This is a genomic window from Novosphingobium sp. BL-A-41-Hi4B-X5A (assembly GCF_055521705.1).
Genome location: NZ_JBVFVT010000002.1, coordinates 383,964 through 408,692 on the forward strand (window position 1 = coordinate 383,964; position 24,729 = coordinate 408,692).

A 24,729-nucleotide genomic window follows, 5' to 3' on the forward strand; every position below is an offset into this window, starting at 1 on the left:
GAGGGCGGAGAAACGATATGAAGATGGCTTCGTACTGGCTGGATAGCGCAAGCCCCTTTGCCTCGGGCTCGCCCAGTGGCCCAAGTGGCACGGCCGATGTTGCCGTGATTGGCGCAGGTTTCACAGGACTTTCCGCAGCGCTGGCGCTGGCGAAGAAGGGTGCGAAAGTCATCGTCCTTGAAGCGGACCGCGTTGCCGGCGCGGCTTCCGGCCGCAACGGCGGCATGTGCAACAACGGCTTTGCCCAGGACTATGGCGGCATGGTCGAGAAGTTCGGGCTCGAACGTGCGAACATGCTTTACCGTGCCTTCGATGCCGGGGTCGACCTGGTGGAGCAGATCGTGGCCGAAGAGGGCATCGCGTGCCACTTCGGCCGCGTCGGCAAGCTGAAGCTGGCGGCAAAGCCCGAGCACTTCGAGAAGATCAAGCGCTCGCAGGACCTGCTGGCGCGCAATGTCGATCCCGAGACAAGCCTGGTGATGCCCGAAGACCTTCCCTCGGAGATCGGCTCGGACATCTTTTACGGAGGGATGCTCTACGGCAAAAGCGCCAACATGCACATGGGCGATTATGGGCAGGGCCTTGCCGAAGCGGTGGCGCGGCGCGGGGGCACGATCTTCGAGCACAATCCCTTGATCAAGATGCGACGCGTTTCCGGCTCGCGCCACGAGCTCACGACGCCGCACGGCAGCCTGGTTGCCAATCAGGTGCTCCTGGCCACGGGTACGTCTCGCGTCGGGCCGCTGAGCTGGTTCCGCCGGCGTCTTGTGCCGGTCGGGGCCTATCTGATCGCGACCGAGCCATTGCCGGTCGACCTGCTCGATCGGCTGACGCCGCGCCGGCGCAACACCGTCGATACGCGCAACTTCGTCAGCTACTTTCGTACCACTCCGGACAACCGCATCCTGTTTGGCGGGCGTGCACGCTTTTCGAGCCGCAGCGATCCGGCGGCGGACGCCAAGAGCGGAGCGATCCTGCGCCGCTCCATGATCAACTTCTTCCCCGAACTGGCGAGTGCGCGGATCGACTATTGCTGGGGCGGCATGGTCGACATGACCAGCGACCGCCTTCCCCGCGCCGGAGAGCGGGAGGGCGTGTTCTATTCGATGGGCTACAGCGGCCACGGCACGCACATGGCCACCTACATGGGCAAGATCATGGCCGAGGTGCTGGATGGCAAGGCCGAGGCGAACCCTTGGCGCGACTTCGACTGGCCGGCGATCCCGGGCTATTTCGGGACGCCATGGTTCCTGCCGTTCGTCGGCGCCTATTACCGTTACAAGGACATGGTGGGATGAGCGATCCAGCGCAGGCGGCACTGCAGGCGGTGCTGCCGTTGACAGGCAAGGCCTACATCGGCGGCGAATGGATCGATCTTCCCGGTGGCAAACTGCTGCCGGTGATCAACCCCGCCAACGGTACTTGCATCGCGCAGGTGGCAGCGGGCACGGCGGCGGATCTCGACCGGGCCGTGGCGGCTGCGCGGGGGGCTTTTGCAGCCTTTTCGCAAAGCACGGCGGAGGACCGACTGGCGTTGCTGGAGCGCATCCACGCGCTGATGGCCGAACGGGCCGAAGCTCTGGCACAAGTGCTGGTGATGGAAATGGGCACTGCAATCAGCTTTGCCCGGGCATCGCACGTGCCGTTCGCAATGGGTCATGTGCAGGCGGCAATCGAGGTGCTGCGCGATTACGAGTTCCTGACGATGCGCGGCACGACCGCGATCGTGCGCGAGCCGATCGGCGTGGCGGCGCTGATCACGCCCTGGAACTGGCCGCTTTACCAGATTACCGCAAAGGTCGCCCCCGCGCTGGCGGCCGGATGCACGGTGGTGCTCAAACCCAGCGAGCTTTCGCCGTTGAGCGCCATCATGTTTGCGCAGATCGTGCATGATGCAGGCGCGCCTGCGGGCGTGTTCAATATGCTGAACGGCACAGGCAGCGAAGTGGGGGCGGGCATGGCTGCGCATCCTGACATCGACATGATCTCGATCACGGGATCGAACCGTGCGGGCGTATTGGTGGCGCAGGGCGCAGCGCCGACCGTGAAGAGGGTAACGCAAGAGCTGGGCGGAAAGTCTCCGAACGTGCTGCTGCCCGATGCCGATTTCGAGCGCGTCGTGCCGCTGGGCGTTATGGCCGCTTTCCGCAATGTCGGCCAATCGTGCAGCGCGCCGACACGGATGATCGTTCCGCGTGCGGCTCTTGCAGAAGTGGAGGCAATCGCGCGGCGGACTTCGGAAACCATCGTTGTCGGCGACCCGACAGAGGATGCCACGACGCTAGGGCCGATTGCCAATGCTGCGCAGCATCGGCGCGTGCAGACGATGATCGCGGTGGGCATTGATGAAGGGGCCAGACTGGTCTGCGGAGGTCCGGGCTCTCCCGATGGGCTTGACCACGGACTGTTCGTGCAGCCGACGATCTTCTCCGATGTATCCAGCGCGATGCGCATAGCGCAGGAGGAAATCTTCGGGCCGGTGTTGGTCATCATTCCCTACGATGACGTCGACGAGGCCGTGGCGATTGCCAATGACACCGATTACGGCCTCGGCGGCCACGTTCACGGTGCCGACCTGGATCAAGCCCGCAGAGTGGCTTTGCGCATCCGCACCGGGCAGGTTCACATCAACGCACCGGCGTGGGACCGTCACGCCCCGTTCGGCGGCTACAAGCGGTCCGGCAACGGTCGCGAGTACGGCCTTTTCGGTTTCGAGGAATATCTCGAGGTCAAGGCCGTCCTCGGTTTCGCATGACTTCGCAAGTTCACCGGAGAAGTAAGACATGCCCGCGCCCTTGAGGTTCATCGAATCCACCCCGGAACTGCCCGGCCAGGCCGACGTCGTCGTGATTGGCGCGGGCATTGTCGGAAGCTTCACAGCCTATTTTCTTGCCAAGCGCGGGCTGAAGGTCGCGCTCATCGAAAAGGGCGTTGTCGGTGGCGAGCAGTCGAGCCGCAACTGGGGCTGGTGCCGTCAACAGAACCGCGACGAGCGCGAACTGCCGCTGGCGACCAAGGCGCTCGATCTGTGGGAGCAGTTCGGGATCGAGAGTGGCGAGGAAACAGGCTTTCGCCGCTGCGGCCTGTTCTACGTCAGCAATGACGAAGCTGAAATTGAGACTTGGGCCAAGTGGGGTGAGTATGCCCGCTCGATCGGCGTGAAGACGCGCATGTTGAACAGCCAGGAGGCGACCGAGAAGGGCAGCTTTACCAAGCAGGTCTGGAAGGGCGGTGTGCATTCGCAGATGGACGGGATTGCCGATCCGGGTTTGGCTGTGCCTGCTGTGGCGCGGGCAATCTTGGCACTTGGCGGCACGGTGCATCAGGCTTGTGCTGCGCGCGGGATCGAGACGACCGGCGGAGCAGTGAGCGGCGTGGTGACGGAGCGCGGCACAATTGCCACCAAGCTGGTCATCCACGCCGGTGGTGCCTGGGCATCCTCGTTCATGCACCAACTCGGCATACGCTTCCCGCAGGCGACAGTCCGCCAATCGATCCTTGCCATCGGCACGGGGCACATGACCTTGCCCGATGCGTTCTATGGCAATTCGATGTCGATCACGCGGCGCGGGGATGGCGCCCACGCCCTGGCTTATAGCGGGCGGGCCAAGGTCGACCCGACGATGCAGTTCATGCGGTTCCAGAAGCAGTTCCTGCCGATGTTCAAGCAGCGCTGGAAGAAGGTTTCGCCTGGCGGCCTGCAAGGCTTGCAGGCAGGCCACGAGACGCTTTCGCGCTGGGCTTTGGACCGGCCTACGCCGATGGAAGCGCGGCGCATCCTCGATCCGAAGCCGGATCCAAAGACAATGCGCCTGACTATCGAGCGTGTTTCTCAGTTGATCCCCGAGGTGGCGCGGGCTCCAATCGTCGGGCAATGGGCCGGCTTTGTCGACAGCACGCCCGATGGCGTTCCGGTGATCGGTGAAATCCCGAGCATTCCGGGCTTCATCCTTGCCGCAGGTTTCAGCGGGCATGGCTTCGGCATCGGCCCGGGCGCCGGCCATCTTGTGGCCGACATTGCATCCGGACATGATCCGATCGTTGACCCCCGTCCCTACCGCCTGTCGCGGTTCGACGCTGGCGCACGGATCGACGTTTCCGAGTTCTAGTTGCGAGGCGGCATATCGGGTTTTCGCAATAATCTTCCGAATACCCGGACAAACCGGCAGCTTCTTTTGAACCCTCGAAGTTAGAAGTGCGGCAGGATCGGCGACGCTCGCGGCGCAAGATCGAGACTTTCGCGGGAGTATCGGATGACAGTTCAGGACGTGACGCAGATTGTTCTGCGGGACATGACAGCCGACGATATTCCAGCGGTGGCAGACTTGTGCTTCGAACAGCAGTGGCCACACCGTGAGGAAGATCTGGAAAAACTGCTGGCCATCGGCAGTGGGTTGGTCGCTGAGGTTGACGGCAAGACTTGCGGTTCGATCATGTCCTGGCGGTTCGGAAAGTCCTACGCGATGCTGGGCGTGGTCATTGTCGCCGTGGCGCAGCAGGGACGCGGGCTCGGCCGCCGGTTGGCGGAAGCCATGCTGCAGCGGCTGGAAGACGTGACGGTGATCCTCAACGCAACCGACGAAGGGCTGCCGCTTTATTCCAGGCTGGGGTTCGCTCCACTTGGGCAGGTCCACCAGCATCAAGGTGTCGCTCCGATCCAGCCCTTGGTCGAACTGCGCCCGGGTGAGCGCGTCCGACCGATGGGCGCGGCCGATGCAGGCGTACTCGATGCGCTCTATTCATCGGCAACGGGCATGGACCGAAAGGCGGTGCTCGATGCGCTGCTGGCCGATGGCAGTGCGGTGGTCTTGTGCCGAGAGCACGTGCAGACCGGTTTTGCCGTAATCCGGCGGTTCGGACGCGGTTGGCTGATCGGGCCGGTGGTCGCGCCCGACGCAACCGGGGCAAAGGCCTTGATTGCACACTGGCTGGGCATGCAGGCTGGCAGCTTCTGTCGGATCGACGTGCCGGAGGCGGCCGGTCTGGGGCTCTGGCTCGAGGAGGTCGGCTTGCCCGAAGTGGGGCACGTCAAGCGTATGGCGCTGGGCCCAGCGCCGGTACCCGTAGATGACGTTGCCATTTTTGCTCTTGCTGCACAGGCGCTAGGTTGAACATGCTGAACTTGAATGACCCCACCCTGCTGCGGCAGGCTGCTCTCGTCGATGGTGCCTGGATTTCTGCGGGACTTCCCGCGCTTGAGGTAACCAACCCTGCCACGGGCGAAGTGATCGGCACCGTGCCCGACTGTGGCACAGCCGAAGCGAATGCCGCAATCGAGGCCGCGCAGGCATCCTGGGCCGACTGGCGCAAGCGCACGGCAGGAGAACGCGCCGCGCTGCTCGAGGCGTGGCACGCGTTGGTCCTCGCAAATCTCGATGATCTTGCCCGGATCATGACCGCCGAGCAGGGCAAGCCCTTGGCTGAAGCGCAGGGCGAAATTCGCTATGCTGCAACGTTCATCAAGTGGTTCGCCGAGGAAGGCCGCCGGGTCGGCGGGCGCAACATCGCTTCGCCCGAGCGGGATCGGCGGATCATCGTGCTGACCGAGCCAGTGGGCGTTTCCGCTGCGATCACGCCGTGGAATTTCCCCGCAGCGATGATCACGCGCAAATGCGCCCCTGCGTTGGCCGCAGGATGCCCGGTGGTGATCAAGCCATCGGAAATGACGCCGTTCACCGCGCTGGCCCTGATCGAACTGGCACTGCGCGCTGGCTTCCCCAAGGGCACGATCAACCTCCTGACCGGCATGCCGCAGGCCATCGGCGAGGCGATCACGGCCAGCCCCGTGGTGCGCAAGCTTTCGTTCACGGGATCGACACGCATCGGATCGCTGTTGATGCGGCAGAGCGCGGACACCATCAAGCGGCTCAGCCTTGAGCTGGGCGGGAATGCCCCGCTGATCGTGTTCGACGATGCCGATCTCGATCTGGCGGTCAAGGCGACGATGGCCAGCAAGTTCCGCAACGCGGGTCAGACCTGTGTTTGCGCCAACCGTATCCTGGTTCATGCGCCGATTTATGATGAGTTTTCCGCACGCTTGGGCGCGGCGGTTGAGGCGCTTAATGTGGGTAACGGCATGGACGCCGCGACGACGACAGGTCCGCTGATCAACCGCGCGGCGACCGAAAAGGTCTCCGCGCACATAGAGGATGCGCTGGGCAAGGGTGGAAAGGTGCTCTTCTCCGGCAAGGGCGCCCAAGGCGGCAATTTTGCCCGCCCGGTGATCATCGGCGAAGCGAATGCCGGGATGCGGCTTGCAAGGGAGGAAACCTTCGGTCCGGTCGCGCCGCTGTTCCGCTTTGAAACCGAAGATGAGGCCATCGCGCTCGCCAACGATACCGAATATGGCTTGGCGAGCTATTTCTACACGTCCGGCCTCGACCGCGCGTTCCGCGTGGCGGAGGCGCTCGAGGCGGGCATGATCGCACTCAACACCGGATCGATTGCCATGGATGTGGCCCCCTTCGGCGGGGTCAAGCAATCCGGCCTTGGCCGTGAGGGCGGCACGCTCGGCATCGAGGAATATCTGGAAACAAAGGCCTTCCACATCGGTGGCCTGAAGATTTGACGCAGCAGGGGGCAAGGCGATGACGACGAATACGCGCAAGCACGCGATAGCGGTGATCCCCGGTGACGGCATCGGCAACGAGGTGATGCCCGAGGGCATGCGCGTGCTGGAAAAGGCCGCGTCGCTCTATGGCTTCGAGCTGGAGCAGAAGTGGCACGAGTTTTCCTCGTGCGACTATTATGCCCGCCACGGCAAGATGATGCCCGACAACTGGAAGGAAGAGATCGGCCGGCCCGACGCGATCTTCTTCGGTGCGGTTGGCTGGCCCGATACCGTGCCCGATCACATTTCGTTGTGGGGTTCGATCATCCAGTTCCGCCGTGAGTATGACCAGTATGTCAACCTCAGGCCGGTGCGCTTGATGCCGGGCGTACCCTGTCCGCTGGCAGGCCGGGAACCCGGTGACATCGACTTCTGGGTGGTCCGTGAGAATACCGAGGGCGAGTATTCTTCCGTGGGCGGGATCATGTTCCCCGGCACCGAGCGCGAGCTGGTGATCCAGGACACGGTGATGACCCGCGTCGGCGTGGATCGCGTGCTGCGCTATGCCTTCGATCTGGCGCAGACGCGTGAGCGCAAGCACCTGACCAGCGCGACCAAGTCCAACGGCATTGCCATCACTATGCCGTACTGGGACCAGCGCGTGGAGGCGGTCGCAGCGGAATACCCCGACGTTACCCATGACAAGTACCACATCGACATCCTGACTGCGCAGTTCGTGCTCAATCCGGATCGCTTTGACGTAGTGGTGGGCTCAAACCTGTTTGGCGACATCCTCTCTGACCTTGGGCCGGCCTGCACGGGCACGATCGGGGTTGCGCCTTCGGCCAATATCAATCCCGAGGGCAAGCACCCTTCGCTGTTCGAGCCTGTTCACGGCTCTGCGCCCGACATTGCGGGACAAGGTATCGCCAATCCGGTCGGCCAGATCTGGTCAGCCGCAATGATGCTGGAGCATCTGGGCGAAGCGGATGCCGCAGCCGCCATAATGCGGGCGGTGGAGCAAGTGCTGTCAACGCCGACGGCCCGCACCCGCGATCTCAAGGGTGCTGCCGGCACTGCCGAATGCGGCAAGGCCATCGCCGAGGCGCTGCAATAGCGCCGCGGCGGTTGGGGGGGGGGGCAGGCGATAAGTTCTGCCGCAATCGCGCAGAACCACAGGCCATCATGTCGGCAGACATGACCTTTCAGGGGAAAATGCCGACAGCGAATCATAAGCTGGTCATGCCGGAAACGCCCGGCCATTCAGTCCGGAGGCCCATGGTGCGCAGGATTTCTCCATATATTTCAGCGGTGATTGCCGTGACGACGGTCGGGGCGGCGCTGGCTTCTTCAACGGCCAGTGCCCATGCGATCTGGTTTGCGCAGCGTGCCAAGCAGCTTGCCATGGTCTATGGCGTAGGCTCGGACGATCTTGACGCGGTGAAGCGCATGCCGCTCGTCACGTCGGTTACCGGCTACGATGCCGATGGCCTGCCGGTGACGGCGACGCTGCGCGCTGCAGGTGCAATTCCGGTGGTTGACAGTGATGAGCCGATGGCGGTGGTTGCTGCGGTGATGGACTATGGCATCTGGTCGAAGGACGCCGCCGGAACCTGGCACAACAAGGGCCTCGACGAGGTCAGGGACGCCACGGTGAGCGAGCATAACTACAAGTATGCGGTCCACATCAACCAGTTGCCGGCAAAGCCCATCCCGCTGATCCCGGGACACAAGCTGCAACTGATCCCGGCAGACAATGCTATTCCCCAGGCGATGGGGCAGCCAATCCGGCTTCGCGCGATGTTCGAGGGCAAGCCTGCTGCCAACGTGGCAATCATGCACGATTACGTGAATGACCCCGATCAAAAGCCATCCATGACCGACGCTCAGGGCTATGTCACGGTGCCGGTGCGCAATCAGGGGCTGAATGTGATTGTCGGCATTCTGGTCGGCCCGTCGGATAATCCGGCGAAGTACCGGCAGATGGAGTATCGCTCCTCGCTGACGTTCGTACTGCCGCACCTGCCGGAATAACCATGGCTTCGGGGAGATTTGCAATGAACATCAAGACAGTTACTGCGGCCTTGGCAGGGCTTTCGCTGATCGCCTTCGCGGTGCCTGCTGGCGCCCACGGCTCGATGAAACCGCTGCACGGCGGATTGGTGACGATGACCGGCGAGACTGTCGTCGAACTGGTGCGCGCCCCCAAGGGCGTTGATGTCTACATCACCGAAGAGGATGAGCCGCTGGCTGCCTCGGGCTTTTCCGGCAAGCTGATTGTCACGGCTGCCGGGGCCAAGGCGGAAACGCCACTGGCGGCGCAGGCGGGCAACCGCATGTCGGCACCGGGGCTCAAGATCCCGGCTGGCGCCAAGGTGGTAGTCGCCCTGACGGCCAAGGGTAGCGGGGCCAAGACCCTCGCTTCCTTCACGGTAAAGTGAGGCACTGATGGCCCGCCACACTGCCCTTTCGCTTCCGCAAGGACTGCTGCGATGGGCCGGGTGGGCCATTGCCCTCTTCATCATTTTCGTGCTGAAGTCGGCAGCGCACGCCCATGGCGTGGGCGAGGACGACCGTGCCTTCATAGAAGGCGCATCGGGCATGGCCATCGGCCCCTACATGTACCTCGGCGCCAAGCATATGGTGACGGGATACGATCACTTGCTGTTCCTGGTCGGCGTTATCTTCTTCCTCTACCGGCTGAAGGACGTGGGCACTTATGTGACGCTGTTTGCCATCGGCCACAGCACCACGCTTCTTTTGGGTGTCATGTTCGACATCCGCGCCAACCCCTACATCGTCGATGCGATCATCGGGCTTTCGGTGGTCTACAAGGCGCTGGACAACCTCGACGGGTTCCGGACACTGTTCGGGCGGGCGCCCAATCCCAAGGCGGCAGTGCTGATCTTCGGGTTTTTCCACGGCTTCGGCCTCGCCACCAAGCTGCAGGACCTGACCCTCTCTGCCGATGGGCTGGTGCCGAACCTGATCAGCTTCAACATCGGCGTTGAGCTGGGCCAGTTCACCGCACTGGGAGCAATCCTCATCGCGATGAACGTGTGGCGGTCCACCAGCAGCTTTCGCCGCAGTGCCATTGCCGCCAATGCCGCGCTGATGTGCGCGGGCTTCGTGCTTGTGGGCTTCCAGCTCACTGGCTTTTTCACGCAAGGCTCAACGGGAGCGATGTGATGCAGGGCGAAATCCCAAATCCGGTGAATTCGATCCAGGTTCCGCCATCGACGCTTGCCAAGGCAACCGGCGGGGCGTTGCTGGCTGCAGCTGCCATTGTGGTGCTATTCGTGATGCCGGCGGAATATGGCATCGACCCGACCGGCGCTGGCCGTCTGACGGGAATTGTGGGCATGGCGGCAGGCAGCGAGCAGAATACGGCGGCTCCGGCCGAAGATCCGGTCGCCGGACCGGTGACACTGACAAAGGCCGCAATCATCCGCGAAGGCGACATGCGCAGCGACGAGATGACGTTGACGCTCGCGCCGCACAGCGGACAGGAGGTGAAGGCGCACATGAACGCCGGGCAGAGCTATGTCTTCGAATGGTCGTCCAAGGGCGGACCGGTGAAGGCGGATATGCATGGCGAGAAGGTGGATGCTGCCGAGGGCGAATTCACCAGCTACTGGGAAGAAAAGGCCCTCACCGGCGGCAAAGGCAGCTTCACCGCGCCGTTCGATGGCACGCACGGCTGGTACTTCCGCAACAAGGGTGACACGCCGGTTACGGTCTCGGTAAAGACCACCGGCTTCTACAAGGATCTGTTCCTGCCGCAGGGTTGATGAAACCAGGGGCAAGACGCGATATTCGAAAGGGAAAGAGGGCAGGGACCATGGCCAGCAGTATGACATTGCCTCCCGGAGGCATAAATCTCGCAGCGGGAGGGGCGAAGGCCACGGCCCACGTCCGCCTAGCCAACATCGATGCCCTGCGCGGCTTCGTGATGGTGCTGATGTTGCTGGACCACCTGCGCGAGACCTGGTTCGTCAACTATCCGGTGACCGACCCGATCAACGCACTGACCATCATCCCTGCCATCGGCTTTGCCCGGTTCGCGGTAAGCTTCTGCGCGCCGATCTTCGTCGCCCTAACCGGGCTGGGCGTCTACCTTTTCAGCGTAAACCATACGGTTGAGGAAACCACGGAATACTTGCTCAAGCGGGGCTTCCTGCTGATCGTGATCGAGCTGGTCTATCTCTCGCCGCTCTATTGGGGGATCGTGCCGCAGCCAACCTTCTGGCTGCAGGTGATCTGGGCAATCGGCATATGCATGATCGCGCTGGCTGCGTTCATGCGCCTGCCACGGCCGGCGATCATCGCGCTGGGCCTGGCCATCGTTTGCTTCCACAATCTGCTCGATCCGATCGTGCTGACCAAGGACGATGCACTGTTCCCCGTCTGGGCGCTGCTGCACCAGCGTGACGCCTTCGACCTGCCGCTCGGCTTCGTGGCAAAGACGACCTATCCGATATTGGCATGGCTCGGCGTGATCCTTCTGGGCTTCGGCATCGGGCCCTGGTTCACCGGTGAAGTCGCGCCCGCAGTTCGGCAGAAGCGCTTGCTGGTGCTGGGCTTTGGCATGATTGCCGCGTTCGTTCTGTTGCGCCTTCTCAACGTCTACGGCGACAAGCCGTGGTTCGTGGTCGAAGGGGATGCAGTCCGTACGGTCATCAGCTTCATTTCGATGACGAAGTACCCGCCCTCGCTGCTGTTCCTGCTGCCGACTCTTGGAGGCGGGGCGCTGCTGCTCGTGCTGTTCGAGAAGATCAATGACTCCGGCCTCGTGGCGAAGCTGGCGATCTTCGGCGGCGCGCCGATGTTCTTCTACCTCCTGCACCTGACCGTCCTGCGCATTCTCTATCACAGCGCCCTGGCGATCTGGGGGCCGAACAACGGCACGGCCTACATGTTCGACAACTACAACTGGGTGCTGGTGTGGTTCGTGGCGATGATCGTGCCGCTCTATCTGCCGACCGTATGGTACGCCCGGCTGAAGCGCCGCCGTCGCGACATAACCTGGCTCAAGTACTTCTGAGCTTGGCGTGATGCTGGGCCTGACGGGATCAGGCAAAGGAGGCGCGCGGCAGAATATGCCGCGCGCCTCAACGCCAAAAGGACACCGACAATCATTTTCTGGCGCATTCGGCGATACGCGCTCGGATCGCTGACATAGCCTGCAGGCAATGCTACGGAATGGAAGAACCGCGATGACAAACCCAACCAACCGTTCCCTCATCGATATCGACCGCGATCACCTGATCCATTCGGTCACCTCATTCAGAGGACACGAGCAGCACGGCGCCATCGTGCTGGAATCGGGCAAGGGCATGTGGTTGACCGATAGGGACGGCAACCGGTTGCTCGATGCCTTTGCCGGGCTGTGGTGCGTCAATGTCGGCTATGGTCAGGAGTCGATCGTCGAAGTTGCGGCGGAACAGATGCGCCGGCTGCCTTATGCCACGGGCTATTTCCATTTCGCCAGCGAGCCGGCGATCCGCCTGGCGGGAGAATTGACCGCGGCCGCGCCCGATGGCCTTGACCACGTGTTCTTCACGCAGGGCGGTTCTGACGCGGTGGACAGCGCAATCCGTTACATCGTCCATTACTGGAATGCCGCCGGGAAGCCCGACAAGAAGCATTTCATCGCGCTGGAGTGGGGGTATCACGGATCGAGCAGCCTCGGCGCGGGACTTACGGCGCTGGGGAACTTCCACCGCAATTTCGATCTGCCGCGCCCGTGGCAGCACCATATCGCCTCCCCATATCAATATCGCCATCCCGAGGGGGACGATGATGCGGCCGTGATCGCTTCCACGGTGGCCGCGCTTGAGGCAAAGGTGGCAGAGCTCGGGGCAGATAACGTCGCGGCATTCTGCTGCGAACCGATCCAGGGTTCGGGCGGGGTGATCGTGCCGCCGCGAGGCTGGCTCAAGGCCCTGCGCGAGGCGTGCACCCGGCTCGGCATCCTGATGCTGGTGGACGAGGTTATCACGGGCTTCGGGCGCACCGGACCGCTGTTCGCCTGCCTCGATGAGGGCGTTTCTCCTGATTTCATGACCACGGCAAAGGGTTTGACAGCCGGATACGTGCCCATGGGCGCGATGTTCATGGCCGATCATGTCTATCAGACCATTGCCGACGCAGCGCCCGCCGCGCTGCCGATCGGTCATGGCCAGACTTACTCTGGCCATCCCGTCGCCGCGGCGGTGGGGCTTGAGGTCCTGCGTTTGTACCGGGAAGGCGGTCTGCTGCAAAATGGCCGCGTAACGGGTCAGCGCTTTGCAGAACACATGGAACGGATCAGGTCGCATCGGCTGGTCGGCGACGTTCGCTATCGCGGAATGTTGGGTGCGATCGAACTGACACCGGACAAGGCGACGAAGGCCATTTTCGATCCATCGCTCGACATTGGCGGAAGGCTGTCGAAGCTGACTTATGGCAATGGGGTGATCGTGCGGTGTTTCGCCAACGCGGTTCTAGGCTTCGCACCGGCACTATGCTGCACCATCGAGGAAATGGACATGATCTTCGAACGGGTTGAGCGGTCGCTTGATCAACTGCTCGAGCAGCCCGACATCCGCGCGGTCGTTGCGCTGCAAGACGCCTGACAGGGGGGATAAACCATGCTGCCCGGACCCAAGCTCGACAGGATAGACCTCAAGATCCTTGCCAAGCTCCAGCAGGAGGGCCGGATCACCAACGTGGAACTGGCCGATGCGGTAGGCCTTTCGCCCAGCCCCTGCCTGACGCGGGTCAAGCGCCTGGAAAAGGCCGGATACATCACCGGCTACGGCGCGCACGTGAATTTCAGCAAGCTGGGCGAATACCTGACTGTCTTTACCGAAGTCACCCTCAGCGAACATCGCCAGGGCGATTTCAGCCGCTTCGAAAGCCGGATTGCCAAGCTCGATGAGATCGTCGAATGCCACCTCGTTTCAGGTGGCTATGACTATCTGCTAAAGTTCGTGGCGCGCGGCGTTTCGCACTATCAGTCGATCATGGAAGGCATGCTCGAGAGCGATTATGGCATCGAGAAGTACTTCAGCTACATCGTGATCAAGTCACCTTTCATCAAGCATCGGCTTCCGATCCAGAACCTGTTTGGGCAGACGCATGGCTGATCCGGCCCACATGCAAGCGGATCTCCTCGCCGATCTCGTCGCGTTGCGGCGGGACATCCACGCCCATCCCGAACTCGGGTTCTGCGAGCGGCGCACGGCCCAGCGCATCGCCGATGAATTGCGCTCCCTTGGAATTGAGGTGCATGAAGGCATCGGCACGACCGGTCTGGTAGGGGTCCTCAAAGGCCGGCGCGAAGGACCGCGCACCCTTGGCCTGCGGGCAGACATGGATGCGCTACCGATCCAGGAAATGACCAATCTCCCATGGGCCAGCAAGACGCCTGGATCCTTCCACGGTTGCGGCCATGATGGTCACGTTGCCATGCTGCTGGGTGCCGCCCGGGTGCTGGCCGCCGATCCCGATTTTGCCGGAACGCTCTATCTGATCTTCCAGCCTGCCGAGGAAGGGCTGGGTGGAGCGCGTGTGATGATCGCGGAAGGTCTGTTCGAGCGGTTCCCTTGTGATCGGGTCTATGCCTTGCATAACTGGCCCGGCCTGCCTGCCGGGACGATCAGCACGCGGCCGGGCGCAATCATGGGCGCGGCGGACAAGTTTCGGATCAAGTTGACCGGCAAGGGCGGACACGCCGCCATTCCGCAGGACAGCCCCGACGCGATTCTTGCCGCAGCCAGCCTTGTCCAGCAACTCAACACCATCATCAGCCGCGCCGTGCCGCCTTATGCGTCTGCTGTCCTCTCGATCACGGAGATTCACGGGGGACATGCGCACAACGTCATCCCGGCAGAAGTCATGGTGGGCGGTACGGTCCGCACCTTCGACCCGGCGGTGCAGGATCGCATAGAGGAGCGCATGCGGGGGATGCTTGAAGGCATTGCGACGTCGTTCGAGGTTGAATGCGCGCTCGATTACGACCGCTACTATCCGGCCACCATCAACGATGCCGAGGCTGCTGCCGACGTGCTTGAAGTGGCTGCGACCGTGGGAACGGCGGAACTTGCGCCGGAACCCGCGCCCACCTCGGAAGACTTCTCCTTCATGCTGCAGCAGCGCCCCGGAGCCTATATCTGGCTTGGGCAGGCAACTCACGATCACGCTGCTCCGCTTCATAATCCGCACTATGATTTCAACGACAACGTCCTCGAAACAGGCGTAAAATTGCATGTTGCATTGGCACGGCACTGGTTGAGATAGCGTTCGAAACCGCATGCGATCCACGGCCCGGTGCCTTGATCGGTGCAATTACTTCATCGGCTTCCTTGCCGCGGCTCACTTTCGCGGTCTCGCCAAGGACGCGGGACAAAAGAAAGGCCGGCCCGAAGGCCAGCCTTGAAAAGTTTGGGAGAGGATGCCTGAAAGGCACTGTCCATATGCGGTAGCGCTTGCCCTTTCGCAAATGCGAAAGGCTGCTTCGCAATTGCAATTTCTGCATCCACATTACCGCCAAGGTCAGCAGGTCAAGGGGCGGTCACCATCACGTCCCCTACCCTCTACCAGGCCACGCCTGTTTCCAATTGAAATCGCACGAAAATCATAAATCGGATCAGTATTCTGCTGCTTCGATGGAACTTTCCTGACCGTTTCGGGTTTTTCGGCGCAGGCGCATTTCGTCTTGCGATGGGCCGTTTTGCCGCGCCCCCGGGGTGATTCTGCTTTTCAATCCTGGCACAGGGAAGCGTGATGGCTGAAGTTGCAGCCTACGAATTCAAGCCGCATGAAAGGCCGACGCTTCCGGGCTCTCCTGCCAATCCCGATCATCCCGCGCGTCGGCGCGCCGCATATGGCGCGATCGGAGTGCTGATCGGGCTGGCTGGCGGCCTTGGCAATGCGCTGATCGCGGTGAACTTGCCGTTCGCGCAAGGCACGCTGGGACTTGGGCCGGACGAGGCGAGCTGGCTGACGGCGGCCTACCTGATGACCAATACCATGGCCAACCTGGTGCTGGTGAAATACCGCCAGCAGTTCGGGTTGCAGCCGTTCATTCGCTGGATGCTGGGCGTCTACGTGGTGGCGACGGTGTTCCACCTGTTCGTCCACGGCTTCTGGTCGGCCATCGCGGTGCGCGCGGCGGGGGGCCTCGCTGGCAGTGCGCTCTCGACGTTGACGATCCTCTACCTGATGCAGGCGATGCCCGCGGCCAAGCGGCTGGCGGGGCTGATGATCGGCATTTCCGTGCCGCAGATTGCCACCCCGCTGGCGCGGGTGGTCTCGCCCTCGCTGCTGATCTCGGGCGACTGGCACATGCTCTACTGGTTCGAGCTGGGGCTGGGGCTGGCGAGCCTTGCCGCGATCCTCGCCCTCCCGCTGCCGCCGAGCGAGCGGACCAAGGCCTTCGAGAAGGGCGACGGCTTGAGCATCCTCCTGCTGGTGCCGGGCATGTCGCTGCTGATCGCGGTGCTGACGCAAGGGCGCATCGAGTGGTGGACGAGCCGACCATGGATGGGCTGGGCGCTGATCGGCGGGCTGGTAATGGTGACGACCGCGTTCGTTATCGAGCATTTCCGCCGCAACCCGCTGATCAACACGCGCTGGCTCGGCACGCGCGAGATGGTGCGGCTGATCGGCATTGCCGCTGCGGTGCGCATCCTGCTGTCGGAGCAGGCCTTTGGCTCGGTCGGGCTGCTGACCGTGGTGGGCATGAACAACGAGCAGATGGTTGGCCTCAATCTGGTGATCATTGCTGCTTCGCTGGCCGGACTGCTGGCGGCGCTGTTGACGATCAATCCCGAAAAGCCGGCCAGGCCGATTTCGGTGTCGCTGGTGCTGATCGCGATTGCGGCGTTCATGGACATGGGATCGACCAACCTGACGCGGCCGGAGAACTTCTATTTCAGCCAGGCGCTGATCGGCTTCGCCTCGATCCTGTTCTTGGCGCAGGCGATGATCCTGGGCCTGGCCCGCACGCTGCTGGCGGGCCCGCGCAATTTCGTCAGCTTTACCGTGCTGTTCACGATGAGCCAGTCGCTGGGCGGGCTGCTTGGCGCGTCGCTGCTCGGCACGTTCCAGGTAGTGCGCGAGAAGATGCACTCGGCAACGATCGTGCAGGAGATCGTGCTGACCGATCCGCAGGTTGCCGCGCGCATTGCCGCCGGTGGGCGACTGATCGCCCGGACGGTGGGCGATCCGGTGCTTCGCAATGCGCAAGGCGCCGGAATCCTTTCGCAGCAGGCCACGCGCGAGGCCAATATCCTGGCGTTCAACGACGTGTTCCTGCTCGTTGGCGTGCTAGCCGTGCTGGCAGCGATATGGTCCTATTTCGAACGCTGGCGGATGCAGCGCCGGGGCGAGGAATCGCCGCTGGTGACGCTGCAGAAACTCCAGATGCAGGCCGCTGCGGCGGCTGCGCAACCTTCTACCACGCCCCAGAGGACTCCCGAATGAGCGATGATGCCGCCCCTGCATCCGGCACCACACCGGGCGCAGCGCCCAATGCCGCGCCGGCCGATGGCTGGAAGCCGCCGCGCCCGAACAAGGGGCGGCTGGCGCTGATTGCGCTTGCGGTGCTGGGTGCAGTGATCGCAGTGCTCTATGCCTGGCACCTGCCGCCGTTCGCGGGCCTCTCGCAATCGACCGACAACGCCTATGTCCGGGGCAAGACGACGGTGATCAGCCCGCAGGTCAGCGGCTATGTCACGCAAGTCCTCGTCAAGGACTTCGCGCGGGTGAAGAAGGGGCAGGCGATCGCGGTGATCGACCAGCGTCAGTACAAGGCCAAGGTCGAACAGGCCAAGGCCAACCTTGCGGCGCAAGAGGCGGCGCTTGCCAACTCGCAGCAGAGCGAGCGATCGCGCAAGGCGGCGCTGGGTGGGCAGGATGCCGCGATTGCCAGCGCGCAGGCAAACCTTGCCAAGGCGCGGGCGGACATGGCGCGGGCCTCCGCACTGGTCGGCGATGGCTCGATCTCCGAACGCGAGCGTGACCAGACCCGCGCCGCGCTGCTGGCGGCTGAGGCGAGCGTGCGGCAGGCAGAAGCCGCGCGCGGAGTGGGCGAGCAGGACGTTAAGAGCGTGATCGTCGGGCGCGGCGGGCTGGCCGCATCGGTCGAGGCGGCGCGGGCGCAGTTGCATGCGGCCGAAGTAGACCTTGAAAACACTGTGATCCGTGCACCCGAGGACGGGCAGCTTTCCGAAGTGGGCGTGCGGCTGGGTGCGTTCGTCACCGCGGGGACGCAGCTGCTGTTCCTCGTGCCTGACGAGGTCTGGGTGATCGCCAACTTCAAGGAAGCGCAGACCGCGCGGATGGCGGTGGGGCAACCGGCACGCTTTACCGTCGATGCGCTGGCGGGCGAGGAGCTGACCGGCCACGTCGAGAACATTGCGCCAGCGGCAGGGTCCGAATTCGCGGTGCTGAAGGCGGACAATGCCACCGGCAACTTCGTCAAGGTGGCGCAGCGGATCGCGGTGCGGATCAGGGTCGATCCGGGGCAGGCGATGGCAAAGCGGCTGCGGCCGGGGATGTCGGTGGAAGCGCGCGTGGACACTGGTCAATGAGGCGGCTGGGTCTGATCGGGCTGGTGCTGCTGGCGGGCTGTGCCGGGCCGCAGGTGAAAACCGCGCAAGTGCCGCCGGTGGAAGCGCCGGGGGCGTTTCGGGTGGACCTCAGACCTGGCGTTCCTGTCAGCGCAGACTGGTGGCGCAGCTTTGGCGATCCGCTGCTGGCGGCGCTGGTGGAAGAGGCGCTGGCGCGCAATGCCGATATCCAGATTGCCGCCGCGCGCGTGCGCGAGGCGCGGGCGCAGCAGGATCTGGCGCGCTCGGCAATGCTGCCTTCGCTGGACGCGGCGCTGGGGGCGACGGATTCGCGCACGATCAGCCCGTTCGGCACACCGGTGGTGCAACGCGCCGCGCAGCCGCAATTGCAGGCGGCGTGGGAAGTGGACCTGTTCGGGCGGCTTTCCGATCAGGTGAGCGCGGCGCGGTCGGGCTGGCTGGCGAGCCAGGCGGCGCGGGATGCGGCGCGGCTCTCGGTCGCCTCTGCCACGGCCAATGCCTATGTCACGCTGCTCGCGCTCGATGACCGGCTGGCGCTGGCGAGGCAGACGGCGGAGACGCGGAAGGGCTCGCGCGATCTGATCAAGCGGCGGGTGGACGTGGGCTATTCGCCCAAGCTGGAGCTGCAGCAGGCCGAAGTCGACTATCAGGCGGCGCTGGTGCTGGTGCCCGCGCTGGAGCAGGCGCGGGCGAAGGCAGAAAATGCGCTGAGCGTGCTTGCGGGCCGCGTGCCGGGGCCGGTCGAGCGGGCCGCGGGATTGGCAGCGCTCACCAAACCGCCGGTGCCTGAGGCGCTGCCTTCGCAACTGCTGCGCAGGCGGCCCGATATTGCGCAGGCGGAGTATCAGCTGGCAGCGACCGACAGCAATTTGGCGGCGGCGCGCAAACGGTTCCTGCCCTCGCTGCGGCTCTCGGCATCGGCGGGGGTGGCGTTCTCGAACCTACTGGCCAACCCGGTGGGGCTGTGGTCTATCGGCGGGAGCATTCTGGCGCCGCTGTTTGAGGGCGGGCGCCTGCGCGCCGGCGCGGAAGTGGCCGGGGCACAGCGCGATGCGGCAGCGTTCGGCTATCGCAAGGCGGCGCTGACGGGATTTCGCGAAGTCAACGATGCGCTGGCCTCGGTCGACGGGCTCGATAGGCAGGTCCTGATCCAGACCGCGCAGCGCGATGCCCTGGCCGAAGCCAACCGGCTGGCGGGCAACCGCTATCGCGAGGGCTATTCGCCGCTGCTCGAACAGCTCGACACGCAGCGCGGGCTATTGAGCGCCGAACTGGCGCTGATCCAGGCGCGGGCCGATGCGCTCAATGCGCGGGTCAGCCTCTATCAGGCGCTGGGCGGAGGCTGGTCTGCGGCAGATATGCAAGGGGCGCAGTAACGCCTAACCCGATCGGGTTATGCGCGCGGGTGGCAGGTGAGTTAGCTTCGATTCCGGAACGTCAAAACGCCTGATTACAAGGCGGTGCCCGGAGAGAGCCTCATGAAATTCTCGATCATCTATGAAGCGCAGATGGTGGATGCCAGCCGCGAGAACGAGCGCGCGGTGTTCCTCCAGATCGTCGAGCAGGCCAAGTATGCCGAAGTGATGGGCTTTGACTGCATCTGGTGCGTCGAACATACCGCGCTGACGCAATACGCGCACATGTCTGCGCCTGAGACGGTTCTGGCGTTCATCGCCGGGGCGACGAGCCGCATCCATATCGGCCATGGCGTGGTCTGCCTGCCGCCGGCAATGAACCACCCGGTCAAGGTGGCCGAGCGCATTGCGACGCTGGATATCCTTTCGAAGGGACGCCTGCACTTCGGCGTGGGCAAGGGCGGCACGCAGCAGGAAGCGGGGACCTTCGGCTATGACCTCAACGAGCTGCAGCCGATGATCGATGAATCGATGTACCTGATCCCCAAGATCATGGTGCAGGACGAGATTGAGCACGACGGCACCTACATCAAGATTCCCAAGCGTCCGATCCATCCTTCGCCGTGGCAGGATCCGCATCCGCCGATGTACATGGCCTGCACGCGCGAGAACACGCTGGTGGCGGCGGGCAGCCGGGGCATCGGCGCGCTGGTGCTGGGCTTTTCGGGGCCGGAGGAGATTGCCAAGAAGAACGCGATCTATCGCGAGGCCTTCCGCACCCGCAAGGCCGAGGATCAGGTCGGCTTCCGCCCGACCGAGCACCTTGCCGCGCTCTGCGCCGCGACCGTGCTGGATGACCGCGAGAAGGCGCGCAAGATCGGCCTGCGCGGCCAGCGCTTCTTTGCCGAGAGCATCGCCTACTGGTATCAGGGCGGGGCCAAGCCGACGGTGGACGAGGACCTCGACGCCGAGGATCATGCCAAGGTGCTGGAGCAGGGCAAGCAGGCGACCATCGCCTACCTGTCGGAAGAGGCGATCCCGGTGGGTGACGAGCACCTTTCGAACTATACTGTGGCGCAGGACGCCTACGGCACGCCGGACGATTGCATCCGCTATGTCCAGCGGCTGAAGGATGCAGGCGCCGACGAGATCCTGTTCATCTTCCAGATGGGCGGAATCCCGCACGACGTGATCATGGAGACGATCCGCAACATCGGCGAAAAGGTCATCCCGCACTTCCGCGCACGGGAAGCGGCAGAAACGGGAGAGCTGGAAGCAGCGGAATAAGCCCTGTCAGTCCGCGCGCGCGCTGCCTATGTTGCGCGCATGGGTGGCGCGATCGATGACGGGTTTTCGGATCTTCTGGCCCGGCTCTATGCCGGGGTGGGAGAGGCCGAGCCGTGGCGCGGGTTTCTGGAAGCGCTGGCGCGGTGGATGGAGGCAAGCTTTGCCACGCTGATCATCACCGCGCCCGGCAAGCGCCAGCCTGCGACGTTCCTGACGCCGGGATCGGATGCGGCATTCGATGCCGCCTATACCGAGACGCTGTTTGCCGAAGACCCGTTCCAAGGCCTGAGCGACGGGGTGGTGACATCCTATGCCGAGTTCATGGCGCAGCTGCCCGACAGCGCCTTTGCCACTTATCGCCAGGCCATGGCGAGCAGCGGCTTCGATCAGGTGCTGGGGATCGATCTGCACTTTGGCGGCAGCCATTCGTCCGGGGGCAGGGGAGGACGGCCCGACGAAGGGCGCTATGAAGCGCGCTTCCGCGTCAGCCGGCACAATTCACTGCCCGATTTCACGCGGGAGGAGCGGGCGCGGCTGCAGGCGCTGGCGCAGCACTTGCGTATCGCGGTCTCGCTGTTCGAGAAGCTGCAGTTTGCCGGGGCTGAGCACGGCATGTTCCATGCCACCGCGCAAGGGCTGGGCCTTGCGCTGCTGGTGCTGGATCGCAACCGGCGCATCGTCAGCAGCAATGCCCTGGCCGAGGCGCTGCTGGCCGAGGACGAAGGCCTGCACCGGAGGGGCGAGGAGCTGGTCCTTGCCGATGTGGCGCAGCACAAGCTGGTGGGCGCGCTGCTGGCGCAAGGCGGCGAGCGCGGGCTAACCCGCTTTCGCATCGAGCGGCCGGGCCGTGGCGATCTGGTGGTGACGGCGCGGCCGGTTGAACTGAACGCGATCCACGGCGGGGCGGGGGCGCTGGCACTTTTCCTTGCCCGTCCCCATCGGCTGACGGAGGCTGAGAAAAGCGGTGATCCGCAGGCGCTGCGCGACCTGCTGGGCCTGACCATGGCCGAGGCGCGGTTGGCGGCGGTGCTGGGCGAGGGGCTGAGCCTGGTCGAAGCGGCGCGGCGGCTGGGCATCGCGCACAATACCGCGAAAGTGCAGCTGCGCTCGGTCTTTGCCAAGACGGGGGTGCACCGCCAGGCGCAACTGGTGGCGCTGCTGGCATCGATCGGCGGATAGGCGACTCGCGCAATTCCGCCAGTTTGCGCGGGACGGCTGTTATAGGTTGGCCCGAAAGGTATATGCGCAATTAAAAGATGCTTGAAATACGCAAAATGCGCGATACATAGGAGATAGACAAGGCGATACGAGGTTTGGGAGAGCGATGTCCGACATGTTGCGCGATAGCACTCGCCCGCAGGAGGTCGTCTCTCCGGATGCCGTGCTGGCGCGGGTCACCGGCCCCGGCTCCCCGTTCGAGATCGGCGAGCGGGACGGCCTGCGCCAGTTCGTCGCAGCGCCGCCCGATCTCAACCTGCTGATCGAATCCGCCCGCCGCTACGGGGACCGCACCTGCGTCATCGATTTCGACAGCGCCGGTGTCGAGCGCCGCATGTCCTACGATCAGGTCTTCGCCTGGCGCGATGAGCTGGTGCCGATCCTGCACATTACGCGCGGGGATCGCGTCGCCATCGCCATGCGCAACCGGGCGGAATGGCTGGTGGCGTTCCTTGCCGTGATGAAGGCAGGCGGCGTGGCGGTGCTGGTCAACAGCCGTGGCTCGGGGCCTGAACTGCTGGCGATGCTCGAGGACGTCGATCCTGCCGTCGTGCTGGCCGACAGCGAGCGCGCCGCTGCGATCCGCGAATCCGGCTTCAAGGGCCGCGTGCTCGATCTGACCAGGCCTTTCGACGCCGAGGAACTCGCCCGCCGCATCGCGGAACCGATGCCCGATCCCGGCGTGGCCAAGCCCACCGACCCTTGCGCCATCCTGTTCACCTCGGGCACCACCGGCCGGGTGAAAGGCGCGGTGCTGTCGCATCGCAACGTCATCACCGGGCTGATGACCACGCAGATGTCGGGCATGGTTGTGCTCGGCAACATGGCTGCGCAGATGGGCACGACGACGGAAGCCCTGATCGCGCAGATGCCGCAGCAGGCCTCGCTGCTGGTCTATCCGCTGTTTCACGTCTCCGGCCTCGGCTCAGGCTTCCTCTCGCCGTTCCTCGGCGGCGGCAAGGTCGTGATCATGCGCCGCTGGGACGCCGAGGAAGCCGCCCGTCTGATCGCCGCCGAGCAGATCAGCATGTTCAGCGCGGTGCCCACCATGCTGTGGGACATCCTCCACCGCGCCCGGATCGAGGGGACCAGCCTCGCAAGCTTGCGCAACATCGGTTGCGGCGGACAGGCCCTGCCGGTCAACCTTGTCGAGGAAGTCCACGCGCTGTGCCCGCACGCGCAGATCGGCACCGGCTATGGCATGACCGAATGTTCGGGCGCGATTGCGCAGGCGGTCGGCCCCGAATTCATGGCTCGCCCCGCCGCCGCCGGACGACGCCTGTCGATGGTCGACGTGCGCATCGAAGGCCCTGACGGCGAGATCCTTCCCCCCGGCGAGACCGGCGAGATCGTCGTGCGCGGGGCGCAGGTCATGTCCGGCTACTGGAACCGCCCCGAGGACACCGCCGCCGTTCTCACCGCCGATGGCTGGCTGCGCACCGGCGATGTCGGGATCGTCGACGACGACGACTACGTCTTCATCGTCGACCGCAAGAAGGACATGGTCATCTCGGGCGGCGAGAACATCTACTGCGCCGAGGTTGAGCGCGTGCTCGGCACGATCCCCGGCCTCACCGAATGCGCCGCCTTCGGCCTGCCCGACGAACGCCTTGGCGAGCGCCTCGTCGCGGTCGTCATCGCTCCCGACATCGACGAGGCCGGCGTGATCGAATGGGTCGCCGCCCGCCTCGCCCGCTACAAGGCGCCGACCCGTGTCGCCGTCACCACCACCACATTGCCGCGCAACGCGCTGGGCAAGGTCGACAAGATCGCCCTGCGCAAGTTGTGGCCCGCCCTTTCCGGAGAAAATTGACATGGCCATGCCAAACAACATCGGCATCATCGACTGCATGCTCGGCATTCCCGATGCCGAGGACCGCGCCGAATGGTTCGCGCCGTTCCGTCCGCTGATCAAGGACAAGCAGACGCTGGGCCAGTTCGCCATGCCCGCGCAGTACATGTTCAAGGACATCCCGCAGTCGGGCAAGCAGGACGACTACCTCGCCTGGACCGTCGCGCAGATGGACAAGCACAACGTCGAGAAGGCCCTCGTCGGCTGGAACGAGAACGAGACCTCGTACCGCGCCAAGGAGCTTTATCCTGATCGCTTCTTCTTCGACCTGCCGGTCAATCCCAACAACGGCACCGAGGAAGTCCGCCGGATCAAGCGCATCCACGCCGAAGTCGGCCTCTCCGCCGTCTCGGTCTTCCCCTCGGGCACGCTCCCGCAGGTGGCGATCAACCACAAGTACATGTGGCCGATCTATTCCGCGTGCGAGGAACTCGGCCTGCCGATCCTGCTCAACGTCGGCATCCCCGGCCCACGCATCCCGATGGAGACGCAGAAGGTCGAGCATCTCGACGAGGTCTGCTGGTTCTTCCCCGAACTCAAGGTGGTGATGCGCCACGGTGCCGAGCCGTGGGAAGCACTGGCAGTGAAGCTGATGCTCAAGTGGCCGAACCTCTACTATTCGACCAGCGCCTTCGCGCCCAAGCATTACCCCAAGGCAATCATCGACTACGCCAACACCCGCGGCTCCGACAAGGTGATCTACGCCGGGTACTTCCCGATGGGCCTCAGCCTCGACCGCATCATGTCCGACATGCAAAACGTCCCCTTTAAGGACGAGGTATGGCCGAAGTTCCTGCGCGAGAACGCGATGAAGGTGTTCGGACTCTAAGCCAATCCCAGGGAGCCGGGAAGTCTGCTCCCCCCAGTGATCGCCGGACTTGCGGAGAC

General features: G+C 64.0%; 21 protein-coding genes. All 21 read left to right on the forward strand.

The window, feature by feature from the left end:
• The first annotated feature begins 17 nt into the window (after positions 1 to 17).
• Positions 18 to 1,298, forward strand: coding sequence for an NAD(P)/FAD-dependent oxidoreductase (locus ACZ1JY_RS17495; protein ID WP_465131514.1), 1,281 nt, complete (start codon positions 18 to 20; stop codon positions 1,296 to 1,298).
• Positions 1,295 to 2,755 (forward strand): aldehyde dehydrogenase family protein, encoded by a 1,461-nt coding sequence (locus ACZ1JY_RS17500; protein WP_465131515.1) that lies wholly within the window; start codon positions 1,295 to 1,297, stop codon positions 2,753 to 2,755. The genes ACZ1JY_RS17495 and ACZ1JY_RS17500 overlap by 4 nt, the downstream gene beginning before the upstream one ends.
• A gap of 28 nt (positions 2,756 to 2,783) precedes the next feature.
• The gene (locus ACZ1JY_RS17505) at positions 2,784 to 4,109 is read left to right on the forward strand and encodes an NAD(P)/FAD-dependent oxidoreductase (RefSeq protein WP_465131516.1); all 1,326 of its coding nucleotides are present in this window, start codon (positions 2,784 to 2,786) and stop codon (positions 4,107 to 4,109) included.
• Between the two features lie 144 nt (positions 4,110 to 4,253).
• Positions 4,254 to 5,111, forward strand: a complete 858-nt coding sequence (locus ACZ1JY_RS17510; RefSeq protein ID WP_465131517.1) for a GNAT family N-acetyltransferase — start codon at positions 4,254 to 4,256, stop codon at positions 5,109 to 5,111.
• 2 nt (positions 5,112 to 5,113) lie between these two features.
• Entirely contained in the window at positions 5,114 to 6,568 is a 1,455-nt protein-coding gene (locus ACZ1JY_RS17515; protein WP_118075291.1) for an NAD-dependent succinate-semialdehyde dehydrogenase, read from the forward strand.
• Positions 6,569 to 6,587: 19 nt separating this feature from the next.
• Positions 6,588 to 7,667 carry a tartrate dehydrogenase gene (locus ACZ1JY_RS17520; protein ID WP_118075292.1) on the forward strand — a complete coding sequence of 360 codons (1,080 nt, stop codon included), beginning with the start codon at positions 6,588 to 6,590 and terminating at the stop codon, positions 7,665 to 7,667.
• A gap of 161 nt (positions 7,668 to 7,828) precedes the next feature.
• Entirely contained in the window at positions 7,829 to 8,584 is a 756-nt protein-coding gene (locus tag ACZ1JY_RS17525; protein WP_465131518.1) for a DUF4198 domain-containing protein, read from the forward strand.
• Positions 8,585 to 8,607: 23 nt separating this feature from the next.
• Positions 8,608 to 8,991 (forward strand): hypothetical protein, encoded by a 384-nt coding sequence (locus tag ACZ1JY_RS17530; protein ID WP_118075293.1) that lies wholly within the window; start codon positions 8,608 to 8,610, stop codon positions 8,989 to 8,991.
• Between the two features lie 7 nt (positions 8,992 to 8,998).
• Positions 8,999 to 9,739, forward strand: a complete 741-nt coding sequence (locus ACZ1JY_RS17535; RefSeq protein ID WP_465131519.1) for a HupE/UreJ family protein — start codon at positions 8,999 to 9,001, stop codon at positions 9,737 to 9,739.
• Positions 9,739 to 10,341 carry a hypothetical protein gene (locus ACZ1JY_RS17540; protein ID WP_465131520.1) on the forward strand — a complete coding sequence of 201 codons (603 nt, stop codon included), beginning with the start codon at positions 9,739 to 9,741 and terminating at the stop codon, positions 10,339 to 10,341. Before ACZ1JY_RS17535 ends, ACZ1JY_RS17540 begins: the two co-directional genes overlap by 1 nt.
• 50 nt (positions 10,342 to 10,391) lie before the next feature.
• Positions 10,392 to 11,594 (forward strand): acetyltransferase domain-containing protein, encoded by a 1,203-nt coding sequence (locus tag ACZ1JY_RS17545; RefSeq protein ID WP_206065690.1) that lies wholly within the window; start codon positions 10,392 to 10,394, stop codon positions 11,592 to 11,594.
• Positions 11,595 to 11,766: 172 nt separating this feature from the next.
• Positions 11,767 to 13,167, forward strand: coding sequence for an aminotransferase class III-fold pyridoxal phosphate-dependent enzyme (locus ACZ1JY_RS17550; RefSeq protein WP_465131521.1), 1,401 nt, complete (start codon positions 11,767 to 11,769; stop codon positions 13,165 to 13,167).
• A 15-nt stretch (positions 13,168 to 13,182) separates the two neighbouring features.
• Positions 13,183 to 13,680: an Lrp/AsnC family transcriptional regulator gene (locus ACZ1JY_RS17555; protein WP_039335969.1), complete on the forward strand. Its 498-nt coding sequence runs from the start codon at positions 13,183 to 13,185 to the stop codon at positions 13,678 to 13,680.
• Positions 13,673 to 14,833, forward strand: a complete 1,161-nt coding sequence (locus ACZ1JY_RS17560; RefSeq protein WP_240344979.1) for a M20 aminoacylase family protein — start codon at positions 13,673 to 13,675, stop codon at positions 14,831 to 14,833. Before ACZ1JY_RS17555 ends, ACZ1JY_RS17560 begins: the two co-directional genes overlap by 8 nt.
• 486 nt (positions 14,834 to 15,319) lie before the next feature.
• A complete protein-coding gene (locus tag ACZ1JY_RS17565; RefSeq protein ID WP_118075297.1) occupies positions 15,320 to 17,020 on the forward strand; it encodes an MFS transporter in 1,701 nt (566 codons plus the stop codon).
• On the forward strand, positions 17,017 to 18,129 hold the full coding sequence (locus ACZ1JY_RS17570; protein ID WP_465131522.1) for an HlyD family secretion protein: 1,113 nt from the start codon (positions 17,017 to 17,019) through the stop codon (positions 18,127 to 18,129). The genes ACZ1JY_RS17565 and ACZ1JY_RS17570 overlap by 4 nt, the downstream gene beginning before the upstream one ends.
• The gene (locus ACZ1JY_RS17575; protein WP_465131523.1) at positions 18,126 to 19,505 is read left to right on the forward strand and encodes an efflux transporter outer membrane subunit; all 1,380 of its coding nucleotides are present in this window, start codon (positions 18,126 to 18,128) and stop codon (positions 19,503 to 19,505) included. Before ACZ1JY_RS17570 ends, ACZ1JY_RS17575 begins: the two co-directional genes overlap by 4 nt.
• 102 nt (positions 19,506 to 19,607) lie before the next feature.
• Positions 19,608 to 20,771 (forward strand): LLM class flavin-dependent oxidoreductase, encoded by a 1,164-nt coding sequence (locus ACZ1JY_RS17580; protein WP_168904301.1) that lies wholly within the window; start codon positions 19,608 to 19,610, stop codon positions 20,769 to 20,771.
• A 39-nt stretch (positions 20,772 to 20,810) separates the two neighbouring features.
• On the forward strand, positions 20,811 to 21,950 hold the full coding sequence (locus ACZ1JY_RS17585; protein ID WP_465131524.1) for a helix-turn-helix transcriptional regulator: 1,140 nt from the start codon (positions 20,811 to 20,813) through the stop codon (positions 21,948 to 21,950).
• 145 nt (positions 21,951 to 22,095) lie between these two features.
• The gene (locus tag ACZ1JY_RS17590) at positions 22,096 to 23,802 is read left to right on the forward strand and encodes a class I adenylate-forming enzyme family protein (protein ID WP_465131525.1); all 1,707 of its coding nucleotides are present in this window, start codon (positions 22,096 to 22,098) and stop codon (positions 23,800 to 23,802) included.
• 1 nt (position 23,803) lies between these two features.
• Entirely contained in the window at positions 23,804 to 24,670 is an 867-nt protein-coding gene (locus tag ACZ1JY_RS17595; RefSeq protein ID WP_465131526.1) for an amidohydrolase family protein, read from the forward strand.
• Positions 24,671 to 24,729: the final 59 nt, after the last annotated feature.